General features: G+C 57.5%; 9 protein-coding genes. 8 read left to right on the forward strand and 1 reads right to left on the reverse strand.

Going from position 1 to position 10929, the window contains the following annotated elements:
* Positions 1-53 precede the first annotated feature (53 nt).
* From carA to ACRESJ_RS02990, 4 genes are all read left to right on the forward strand, one after another.
* Positions 54-1190 (forward strand): glutamine-hydrolyzing carbamoyl-phosphate synthase small subunit, encoded by a 1137-nt coding sequence (gene carA / locus ACRESJ_RS02975; protein ID WP_431756565.1) that lies wholly within the window; start codon positions 54-56, stop codon positions 1188-1190.
* A 118-nt stretch (positions 1191-1308) separates the two neighbouring features.
* A complete protein-coding gene (carB, locus tag ACRESJ_RS02980) occupies positions 1309-4530 on the forward strand; it encodes a carbamoyl-phosphate synthase large subunit (protein ID WP_431756566.1) in 3222 nt (1073 codons plus the stop codon).
* Between the two features lie 2 nt (positions 4531-4532).
* Positions 4533-5009 carry a transcription elongation factor GreA gene (gene greA / locus ACRESJ_RS02985; protein ID WP_431756571.1) on the forward strand — a complete coding sequence of 159 codons (477 nt, stop codon included), beginning with the start codon at positions 4533-4535 and terminating at the stop codon, positions 5007-5009.
* A gap of 28 nt (positions 5010-5037) precedes the next feature.
* Positions 5038-5442 (forward strand): MFS transporter, encoded by a 405-nt coding sequence (locus tag ACRESJ_RS02990; protein ID WP_431756567.1) that lies wholly within the window; start codon positions 5038-5040, stop codon positions 5440-5442.
* Positions 5443-5451: 9 nt separating this feature from the next.
* On the opposite strand, the gene ACRESJ_RS02995 is transcribed toward ACRESJ_RS02990, so the two are convergent.
* The gene (locus ACRESJ_RS02995) at positions 5452-5760 is read right to left on the reverse strand and encodes a YhbY family RNA-binding protein (RefSeq protein WP_017336468.1); all 309 of its coding nucleotides are present in this window, start codon (positions 5758-5760) and stop codon (positions 5452-5454) included.
* A 101-nt stretch (positions 5761-5861) separates the two neighbouring features.
* Here ACRESJ_RS02995 and rlmE point away from each other — a divergent pair, with 101 nt between their 5' ends.
* From rlmE to glmM, 4 genes are all read left to right on the forward strand, one after another.
* On the forward strand, positions 5862-6491 hold the full coding sequence (rlmE, locus tag ACRESJ_RS03000) for a 23S rRNA (uridine(2552)-2'-O)-methyltransferase RlmE (protein ID WP_431756568.1): 630 nt from the start codon (positions 5862-5864) through the stop codon (positions 6489-6491).
* Between the two features lie 202 nt (positions 6492-6693).
* Positions 6694-8604, forward strand: a complete 1911-nt coding sequence (gene ftsH / locus ACRESJ_RS03005) for an ATP-dependent zinc metalloprotease FtsH (protein WP_431756572.1) — start codon at positions 6694-6696, stop codon at positions 8602-8604.
* Positions 8605-8612: 8 nt separating this feature from the next.
* Entirely contained in the window at positions 8613-9464 is an 852-nt protein-coding gene (folP, locus tag ACRESJ_RS03010) for a dihydropteroate synthase (RefSeq protein WP_431756569.1), read from the forward strand.
* 16 nt (positions 9465-9480) lie between these two features.
* The gene (gene glmM, locus ACRESJ_RS03015; RefSeq protein WP_431756570.1) at positions 9481-10818 is read left to right on the forward strand and encodes a phosphoglucosamine mutase; all 1338 of its coding nucleotides are present in this window, start codon (positions 9481-9483) and stop codon (positions 10816-10818) included.
* The last annotated feature ends 111 nt before the right edge of the window (positions 10819-10929 follow it).

A 10929-nucleotide genomic window follows, 5' to 3' on the forward strand; every position in this document is an offset into this window, starting at 1 on the left:
GCTTTTTTACAACCTGCGATCGCCCTTTCAGGCTTTATTTACGGGAGGTCTTCTTGACTAAGCCAGCCATACTCGCCCTTGCTGATGGCAGCATTTTTCGCGGCGAAGCCATTGGAGCCGACGGTCAAACCGTTGGTGAGGTGGTGTTCAACACCGCAATGACCGGCTATCAGGAAATCCTTACCGATCCTTCCTACGCCCAACAGATCGTTACCCTGACTTACCCACACATCGGCAACACCGGCACCACGCCGGAAGACGCCGAGTCGAACCGTGTCTGGTCCGCTGGCCTGGTCATTCGTGACCTGCCGCTGGTTGCGAGCAACTGGCGTAACACGATGTCTCTGTCCGACTACCTGAAAGCCAACAATGTTGTGGCTATTGCCGGTATCGACACCCGCCGCCTGACGCGCATCCTGCGTGAAAAAGGCGCGCAGAACGGCTGCATCATGGCCGGTGACAATATTTCCGAAGAAGCTGCCATCGCCGCTGCCCAGGGCTTCCCTGGCCTGAAAGGCATGGATCTGGCGAAGGTTGTCAGCACCAAGGACACCTACGAGTGGCGTTCGACTGTCTGGGATCTGAAAACCGACAGCCACGCCACCCTCGAAGCCTCCGAACTGCCATACCACGTTGTGGCCTACGACTACGGCGTCAAGGTGAACATCCTGCGCATGCTGGTCGAGCGCGGTTGCCGTGTGACCGTTGTGCCTGCGCAAACGCCTGCCGCCGATGTGCTGGCAATGAAGCCGGACGGTGTGTTCCTGTCCAACGGCCCCGGCGATCCGGAGCCTTGCGACTACGCGATCCAGGCCATCAAGGACGTGTTGGAAACCGAGATTCCGGTCTTCGGTATCTGCCTTGGTCACCAGTTGCTGGCCCTGGCCTCCGGCGCCAAGACCCTGAAAATGGGCCACGGCCACCACGGCGCCAACCACCCGGTCCAGGATCTGGATACCGGCGTCGTGATGATCACCAGCCAGAACCACGGTTTTGCGGTAGACGAAGCGACCCTGCCGGGCAACGTCCGCGCGATTCACAAATCGCTGTTCGACGGCACCCTGCAAGGGATCGAGCGTACCGACAAGAGCGCCTTCAGCTTCCAGGGTCACCCTGAAGCCAGCCCTGGCCCGAACGACGTAGCGCCATTGTTCGATCGCTTCATCAACGAGATGGCCAAGCGACGCTGATCGCTCGCCCTGATGTAGCAAAGCTTGAGGGTGGCCCCGACACCGGCGGCCCTCTCAAGACTTCAAAGATTGATCAAGACGGCTTGCCGACTGACCTGCGGATTTGAGTGACAAACCCATGCCAAAACGTACAGACATTAAAAGCATCCTGATTCTCGGCGCTGGCCCGATCGTGATCGGCCAGGCCTGCGAATTCGACTACTCCGGTGCCCAGGCCTGTAAAGCCCTGCGCGAAGAGGGCTACCGCGTCATCCTGGTGAACTCCAACCCGGCCACCATCATGACCGACCCGGCCATGGCCGACGCCACCTACATCGAGCCGATCAAGTGGCAGACCGTTGCCAAGATCATCGAGAAGGAACGTCCGGACGCACTGCTGCCGACCATGGGCGGCCAGACGGCTCTGAACTGCGCCCTGGACCTGGAGCGCGAAGGCGTTCTGGAGAAGTTCGGCGTAGAAATGATCGGCGCCAACGCCGACACCATCGACAAGGCTGAAGACCGTTCGCGTTTCGACAAAGCGATGAAGTCCATCGGCCTGGCGTGCCCGCGTTCCGGCATCGCCCACAGCATGGAAGAGGCTAATGCGGTTCTCGAGAAGCTGGGCTTCCCGTGCATCATCCGTCCGTCGTTCACCATGGGCGGCACTGGTGGCGGTATCGCTTACAACCGTGAAGAGTTCGAAGAAATCTGCGCCCGTGGTCTGGACCTGTCGCCGACCAAAGAGCTGCTGATCGACGAATCGCTGATCGGCTGGAAAGAGTACGAGATGGAGGTTGTCCGCGATAAGAAGGACAACTGCATCATCGTCTGCTCCATCGAAAACTTTGACCCGATGGGCGTGCACACCGGTGACTCGATCACCGTTGCTCCAGCACAGACCCTGACCGACAAGGAATACCAGATCCTGCGTAACGCCTCCCTGGCGGTACTGCGCGAGATCGGCGTGGAAACCGGCGGTTCCAACGTCCAGTTCGGTATCTGCCCGAACACTGGCCGCATGGTCGTCATCGAGATGAACCCGCGTGTTTCCCGTTCTTCGGCACTGGCTTCGAAAGCCACCGGTTTCCCGATTGCCAAAGTCGCGGCCAAGCTGGCCGTGGGTTACACCCTGGACGAGCTGTCGAACGACATCACCGGCGGCAAGACCCCGGCGTCCTTCGAGCCATCCATCGACTACGTTGTCACCAAGTTGCCACGCTTTGCTTTCGAGAAGTTCGCCAAGGCTGACGCGCGCCTGACCACTCAAATGAAGTCGGTCGGTGAAGTCATGGCCATCGGCCGTACCTTCCAGGAATCCCTGCAGAAAGCCCTGCGCGGTCTGGAAGTAGGCGTTTGTGGTCTGGACGAGAAAGTCGACCTGAGCAACCCGGAAAGCATGAGCGTGCTCAAGCGCGAGCTGACCGTGCCGGGCGCCGAGCGTATCTGGTACGTGGCTGACGCCTTCCGTGCCGGCCTGAGCGTCGAAGACATCTTCGGCATGAACATGATTGACCCGTGGTTCCTGGTGCAGATCGAAGATCTGATCAAGGAAGAAGAGAAGGTCAAGACCCTGGGTCTGTCCGCCATCGACCGCGACTTGATGTTCCGCCTCAAGCGTAAAGGCTTCTCCGACCAGCGTCTGGCCAAGTTGCTGGGTGTGACCGAGAAGAGCCTGCGTGCTCACCGTCACAAGCTGGAAATCTTCCCGGTCTACAAGCGCGTCGACACCTGCGCTGCCGAGTTCGCTACCGATACTGCTTACCTCTACTCGACGTACGAAGAAGAGTGCGAAGCCGCGCCGTCGGGTCGCGACAAGATCATGATCCTGGGCGGTGGCCCAAACCGTATCGGCCAGGGTATCGAGTTCGACTACTGCTGCGTACACGCGGCATTGGCGCTACGCGATGACGGGTACGAGACCATCATGGTCAACTGCAACCCGGAAACCGTATCCACCGACTACGACACCTCCGATCGCCTGTACTTCGAGCCCGTGACCCTGGAAGACGTGCTGGAAATCGTGCGCGTCGAGAAGCCGAAAGGCGTGATCGTCCAGTACGGCGGCCAGACTCCACTGAAATTGGCCCGCGCCCTGGAAGCTGCCGGCGTGCCGATCATCGGTACCAGCCCTGACGCAATCGACCGTGCCGAAGACCGTGAGCGTTTTCAGCAGATGGTTCAGCGTCTGAACCTGCGTCAGCCGCCAAACGCCACCGTGCGTAGCGAAGACGAAGCGATTCGTGCTGCCTCGAAAATCGGTTATCCGTTGGTGGTGCGTCCGTCCTATGTACTGGGCGGTCGTGCGATGGAAATCGTTTACGAAGAAGAAGAGCTCAAGCGCTACCTGCGTGAAGCGGTGCAAGTGTCCAACGACAGTCCAGTGCTGCTGGATCACTTCCTCAACTGCGCCATCGAAATGGACGTGGACGCGGTTTGCGACGGTAAGGACGTAGTGATCGGCGCGATCATGCAGCACATTGAGCAGGCCGGTGTTCACTCTGGTGACTCCGCCTGTTCGCTGCCGCCGTACTCGCTGCCGGCGCACATCCAGGACGAGATGCGTGAACAGGTCAAGAAGATGGCCTTGGAATTGGGTGTGGTCGGCCTGATGAACGTTCAGCTGGCACTGCAAGGCGAAGACATCTACGTCATCGAAGTCAACCCGCGCGCTTCCCGTACCGTGCCGTTCGTGTCCAAGTGCATCGGTGTCTCCCTGGCGATGATCGCGGCACGCGTGATGGCCGGTAAAACCCTCAAAGAACTGGGTTTCACCAAGGAAATCATCCCGAACTTCTACAGCGTGAAAGAGGCGGTGTTCCCGTTCGCCAAATTCCCTGGCGTTGACCCGATCCTCGGTCCAGAGATGAAGTCGACCGGTGAAGTAATGGGTGTGGGCGACACGTTCGGTGAAGCGTTCGCTAAGGCGCAAATGGGCGCCAGCGAAGTGCTGCCGACTGGCGGTACTGCGTTCATCAGTGTGCGTGATGACGACAAGCCGCTGGTTGCGGGCGTGGCCCGTGATCTGATCAACTTGGGCTTTGAAGTGGTCGCTACTGCTGGTACTGCCAGGCTGATTGAAGCGGCAGGCCTGAAAGTGCGCCGCGTGAACAAGGTGACCGAGGGTCGTCCTCACGTGGTCGACATGATCAAGAATGACGAAGTCACCCTGATCATCAACACCACCGAAGGTCGTCAGTCGATCGCTGACTCCTATTCCATTCGTCGCAATGCCCTGCAGCACAAGATTTACTGCACCACCACCATTGCTGCTGGCGAAGCGATCTGCGAAGCGCTGAAGTTCGGTCCCGAGAAGACCGTGCGTCGCTTGCAGGATCTACACGCAGGATTGAAGGCATGAGCATAACGAAGTACCCAATGACTGTTCAGGGCGCTCGCGCCCTGGAAGAAGAGCATGCTCACCTGACCAAGGTCGTTCGTCCGAAGCTCAGCCAAGACATCGGTACGGCCCGCGAGTTGGGCGACTTGAAGGAAAACGCCGAATACCACGCTGCTCGCGAGCAGCAAGGTATGGTTGAGGCTCGGATTCGTGACATTGAAGGCCGCATGCAGAATGCGGTGGTTATCGATGTCACAACCATTCCTCACTCCGGCAAGGTGATCTTCGGAACTACTGTGGAAATCGCCAACGTCGAAACGGATGAAAGCGTGACTTACCAGATCGTTGGTGAGGACGAAGCGGACATCAAGCTCGGCAAGATCTCCGTTGGCTCGCCAATCGCCCGCGCCTTGATTGCCAAGGAAGAGGGTGATGTGGTGGTCGTGAAAACGCCTGGTGGCGTGATCGAGTATGAGATTGTCGAAGTTCGCCACGTCTAAAGGCAGACGCCCGCTTCGTGCGGGCGCCATGCTTTGGCAGCTGACCCAGATGCTCTGGGTTGGCGGCTTGTGGCTGTTGCATATTGGTCTGCTGCCGGTGCTGAGGCGAATTGGCCTGGCGCCGCTGCTGATCGACGAAATTGCAGGCATGCTGGATGCGCTGATGGTGGCTTTCGCCGCGGTCTGCGTGGTCTTTCAGGCCTTGGTGCTGGTTCAGGCCGAGGGCCTTGGTTGCCTATGGCGCGATATTCGAGGGCAGCTGCTATTGGTAGCGTTGAATGCGTGTGCCATGTACTTCGCGGTGCGTTTCGGCTGGCCGGAGGCGGTGCGTTGGCAGGTATTCAGCTTTCTTGTTCTGGGCTTCTCAGGGCTGGTGTTGGTGCTTCAGCCGGTGCCAGGATTGAGTGGCAGGGTGCGCGAAGCACACCCTTGACCCGTTTCATCACTTGAAGCGATGAACGTTCGACAGCTGCTTGTTGACGCTGAAGTTCTTGCGGTAAATCAGTGCCATCTTGCCGATGACTTGAACCAGATCCGCTTTGCCGGCCTTGCACAGTTCTGCAATGGACGCCAGGCGCGACTCGCGATCGAGTATGTTGAGTTTGATTTTGATCAGCTCGTGATCCGCTAGAGCGCGTTCAAGTTCCGCTAAAACACCTTCGGTCAAACCGTTATCAGCCACAATCAAAACTGGTTTCAGGTGGTGGCCAATGGATTTGTACTGTTTCTTCTGCTCTTGAGTGAGCGGCATAATCTGACCCTTTCGTCTGGATTCTGTAAAATGGCGGCCATTTTACCCGAGGGCTCGTTGATCCGCCCAACTAATCACGACCCTAATCATCGAGGTGCCCAATGGCGCGTTCCAAGACAAGCCTTGGTTGGCTGAAAAGACATGTCAATGATCCCTATGTGAAGCAAGCGCAGAAGGATGGCTACCGCTCGCGTGCGAGTTACAAGCTTCTGGAGGTCCAGGAGAAATACAAGCTGATCCGTCCGGGCATGAGTGTTGTCGACCTGGGTGCGGCACCCGGTGGCTGGTCGCAAGTCACTAGCCGGCTGATCGGCGGACAGGGGCGTCTGATTGCCTCGGACATCCTGGAAATGGACAGCATTCCGGACGTGACTTTCATCCAGGGTGATTTCACGCAAGATGAAGTGCTCGCTCGGATCCTTGAAGCCGTGGGTAATTCGCAGGTGGACCTTGTGATTTCCGATATGGCCCCCAATATGAGTGGTACGCCCGAGGTGGACATGCCAAAAGCCATGTTCCTTTGCGAGCTGGCGCTTGATTTGGCTGAGCGGATTCTTAAGCCGGGTGGAAATTTTGTGATCAAGATCTTTCAGGGCGAAGGCTTCGATGTTTACCTGAAGGACGCTCGTAGGAAGTTCGACAAGATCCAGATGATCAAGCCGGACTCTTCCCGTGGCAGCTCCCGCGAGCAATACATGCTGGCCTGGGGCTACCGCGGCGGAAGCGAGTAAAGCGGTTTTTTTTGGCGGGGCGATAGGTTTTTCGTATTTTGCCTCGCATGCATAAGCGAATATTGTGTAGAAAGTGTTTCACAAAGGGTTACAGACGGCGCCTGCCAGAGTTGTAGGTAATGTAGTAAGTTAGGCCGGTGAATATCATGCGAAGCGCGCGCCAGCAGCGGCGCTTGCTTCAGAGGGTAGTTAATTGAACGATATGGCAAAGAATCTGATCCTGTGGTTGATCATTGCGGCAGTCCTGGTGACTGTGATGAACAACTTCTCCAGCCCTAACGAGCCGCAGACCCTCAACTATTCCGACTTCATCCAGCAGGTCAAGGATGGCAAGGTCGAGCGCGTAGCCGTTGATGGTTATGTGATTACCGGCAAGCGCAACGATGGCGACAGCTTTAAGACCATTCGTCCGGCAATTCAGGACAACGGTTTGATTGGCGACCTGGTGGATAATCACGTTGTGGTCGAGGGCAAGCAGCCAGAACAGCAAAGCATCTGGACTCAACTCCTGGTCGCGAGCTTCCCGATCCTGGTGATCATCGCCGTGTTCATGTTCTTCATGCGGCAGATGCAGGGCGGTGCTGGAGGCAAAGGCGGGCCGATGAGCTTTGGTAAGAGCAAGGCGCGCCTGCTTTCCGAAGATCAGGTCAAAACGACCCTGGCTGACGTCGCCGGCTGTGACGAAGCCAAGGAAGAAGTTGGCGAGCTGGTTGAATTCCTGCGTGATCCGGGTAAGTTCCAGCGCCTGGGTGGTCGCATTCCTCGTGGCGTGCTGATGGTCGGCCCTCCGGGTACCGGTAAAACCTTGTTGGCCAAGGCAATCGCTGGCGAAGCCAAGGTGCCTTTCTTCACCATTTCCGGTTCCGACTTCGTCGAAATGTTCGTCGGTGTCGGTGCCAGCCGTGTTCGCGATATGTTCGAACAGGCTAAAAAACACGCTCCATGCATCATTTTCATCGATGAAATCGACGCCGTCGGTCGCCACCGTGGTGCCGGTATGGGTGGTGGTCACGATGAGCGCGAGCAGACGCTCAACCAGTTGTTGGTTGAGATGGATGGCTTCGAAATGAACGACGGCATCATCGTTATTGCTGCAACCAACCGTCCCGACGTGCTGGACCCTGCGCTGTTGCGCCCGGGCCGTTTCGACCGTCAGGTTGTGGTAGGTCTGCCGGATATCCGTGGTCGCGAACAGATTCTCAAAGTCCACATGCGCAAAGTGCCAATGGGTGACGACGTAGCTCCTGCGGTGATTGCTCGTGGTACACCTGGTTTCTCCGGTGCCGACCTGGCCAACCTGGTCAACGAAGCGTCGCTGTTTGCTGCCCGTGCCGGCAAGCGTATCGTCGAGATGAAGGAATTCGAGCTGGCCAAAGACAAGATCATGATGGGTGCCGAGCGCAAATCCATGGTCATGTCCGAGAAAGAAAAGCAGAACACGGCTTATCACGAAGCGGGCCACGCCATTGTTGGTCGCGTCGTGCCTGAGCATGATCCGGTGTACAAGGTCTCCATTATTCCGCGCGGTCGGGCGCTGGGTGTAACCATGTTCCTGCCGGAAGAAGATCGCTACAGCCTGTCCAAGCGTGCGCTGATCAGTCAGATCTGCTCGCTGTATGGTGGTCGTATCGCTGAGGAAATGACGCTTGGTTTCGATGGCGTCACCACAGGTGCATCCAACGACATCATGCGTGCCAGCCAGATTGCGCGGAACATGGTGACCAAGTGGGGCCTTTCCGAGAAGCTCGGTCCATTGATGTACGCTGAAGAGGAAGGTGAAGTGTTCCTTGGTCGCGGCGGTGGCGGTCAGAATGCCAGCTTCTCCGGTGAAACGGCCAAGCTGATCGATTCTGAAGTGCGTAGCATCATTGATCAGTGCTACGGCACGGCGAAGCAGATTCTTACGGATAACCGTGACAAGCTCGACGCCATGGCGGATGCGCTCATGAAGTACGAGACGATTGATGCCGAGCAGATCGACGACATCATGGCGGGTCGCACACCTCGCGAACCTCGCGACTGGTCCGGCGGCACCGGTACTTCAGGTACGCCTCCAGTAGCACAGGATGAGCGTCCGGAAACACCTATCGGCGGTCCAGCTGCTGACGTTTAAGGTTTGAAATGACTTCTGTTCAGTCCTCGACCCGGTTGCCTTGCGGCAACCGGGTTCTTGATTTGGCCCAGACGCATGTCATGGGCATTCTCAATGTCACTCCTGATTCTTTCTCGGATGGCGGCCAATTCAGCCAGCTCGATGCGGCCTTGCGCCATGCCGAGGCTATGGTGGTGGCCGGTGCCACGCTCATTGATGTAGGTGGCGAGTCGACGCGACCTGGTGCCAGGGTGGTTTCACCGCAGGAAGAGCTGGAGCGTGTCGCACCTATCGTTGAGCGGATTAATCGCGAGCTGGATGTAATTATCTCGGTAGACACGTCCACTCCTGCTGTTATGCGAGAGAGTGCACGCCTGGGTGCCGGATTGATCAATGACGTGCGATCGTTGCGTCGCGATGGCGCATTGGATGCGGCGGCGGCTACAGGCTTGCCGGTCTGCTTGATGCATATGCTCGGTGAGCCGGGCGATATGCAGGACAATCCGCACTATCAAGACGTTACAAAAGAAGTAGGCGAGTTTCTTGCCGAGCGCATGGCTCAATGTGCGTCGGTCGGGATTGCGGCCGAAAAGATCATTCTTGATCCGGGCTTTGGCTTCGCGAAAACCTTGCAGCACAATCTAAGCTTGTTCAAACATATGGGTGCCTTACATGCTCTGGGCCGGCCCCTGTTGGTCGGTGTTTCGCGAAAAAGCATGATAGGTCAGGCGTTGGGTCGCCCGGTGGGTGAGCGTTTGTATGGCGGTCTTGCCCTTGCCGCGCTCGCTTCGCACAAGGGCGCGCGTATATTGCGTGTCCATGATGTAGCCGAAACAGTCGATGTGGTGAGGATGATCGCCGCAGTGGAATCAGCCGAATAGGAATGATGGAGCGCTTATGACTAGAAAATACTTTGGTACTGACGGCATTCGTGGTCGAGTCGGTGAATATCCGATTACTCCTGACTTCATGCTCAAGCTCGGCTGGGCTGCGGGCATGGCGTTCCGCAAGATGGGCGCTTGCAAGGTCTTGGTCGGCAAGGACACTCGCATATCCGGTTACATGTTTGAGTCAGCGCTTGAGGCCGGGCTTACTTCGGCAGGTGCTGATGTGATGCTCCTGGGGCCGATGCCTACACCGGCTATCGCTTACCTGACGCGTACCTTCCACGCCGAAGCCGGCATTGTGATCAGTGCGTCGCACAATCCTCATGATGACAACGGCATCAAGTTTTTCTCCGGTAAGGGCACCAAGTTGCCGGATGAAGTCGAGCTAATGATCGAGGAGTTGTTGGACACCCCCATGACGGTGGTGGAATCGAGCAAGATCGGCAAGGTGACGCGAATCAACGACGCGTCGGGACGTTACATTGAGTTCTGCAAAAGCAGTGTGCCTACGGGTACCAGTTTCGCGGGCCTCAAAATCGTGATCGATTGCGCACATGGTGCGACTTATAAAGTGGCACCTAGCGTGTTCCGTGAGTTGGGTGCTGATGTCGTTGTTCTGTCCGCGCAACCCAACGGGCTGAACATCAATGACAATTGCGGCTCGACCCATATGGGGCAACTTCAGGCTGCTGTGCTGGCTGAGCATGCAGACCTGGGCATTGCGTTCGACGGTGATGGTGACCGCGTACTGATGGTCGATCACACCGGCACGGTCGTCGATGGTGACGAGTTGTTGTACATCATCGCTCGTGACCTGCAGGAGCGCGACAAGCTCCAGGGTGGCGTGGTAGGCACGCTGATGAGTAACCTGGGGCTCGAGTTGGCCTTGGCGGACCTGGCGATTCCATTTGTCCGCGCCAACGTCGGTGACCGCTATGTTATCGCTGATCTGCTGGAGCGCAATTGGCTGGTTGGCGGTGAGAACTCAGGGCATATCGTTTGTTTTAATCACACCACCACCGGTGACGCGATTATCGCCGCGCTCCAAGTGTTGATGGCATTGAGGACGCGTTCCGAAGGTTTGGCCCAGGCGCGTCAAGCGCTGCGCAAGTGCCCTCAGGTGTTGATCAACGTTCGTTTTGGCGGTGGTGCGAGCCCTCTCGATCACCCATCGGTAAAAGAGGCTAGTGAGCGTGTCACCAAGGCCATGGCTGGTCGTGGGCGTGTACTGTTGCGCAAGTCTGGAACAGAGCCTTTGGTGCGCGTCATGGTCGAAGGCGAGGATGAAACACTGGTTCGTGGTTACGCCGAAGAGCTGGCAAAACTGGTAAGTGAAGTTTCTGCCTGAATTCGGCTTGCCAGCCATGATTGTGTTGGGTAACATCTGCGCCCACTTTGACCGACGAGGTACAGCATGCGTCGCCCTATGGTAGCTGGTAACTGGAAGATGCACGGTACC

The organism is Pseudomonas sp., assembly GCF_050739655.1.
GTDB lineage: Bacteria > Pseudomonadota > Gammaproteobacteria > Pseudomonadales > Pseudomonadaceae > Aquipseudomonas.

Coding starts and splice junctions, on each gene's coding strand:
- carB (WP_431756566.1), top strand. CDS start 1,309: ATGCCAAAACGTACAGACATTAAAAGCATCCTGATTCTCGGCGCTGGC.
- ACRESJ_RS02990 (WP_431756567.1), top strand. CDS start 5,038: ATGCTTTGGCAGCTGACCCAGATGCTCTGGGTTGGCGGCTTGTGGCTG.
- ACRESJ_RS02995 (WP_017336468.1), bottom strand. CDS start 5,760: ATGCCGCTCACTCAAGAGCAGAAGAAACAGTACAAATCCATTGGCCAC.
- rlmE (WP_431756568.1), top strand. CDS start 5,862: ATGGCGCGTTCCAAGACAAGCCTTGGTTGGCTGAAAAGACATGTCAAT.
- ftsH (WP_431756572.1), top strand. CDS start 6,694: ATGGCAAAGAATCTGATCCTGTGGTTGATCATTGCGGCAGTCCTGGTG.
- folP (WP_431756569.1), top strand. CDS start 8,613: ATGACTTCTGTTCAGTCCTCGACCCGGTTGCCTTGCGGCAACCGGGTT.
- glmM (WP_431756570.1), top strand. CDS start 9,481: ATGACTAGAAAATACTTTGGTACTGACGGCATTCGTGGTCGAGTCGGT.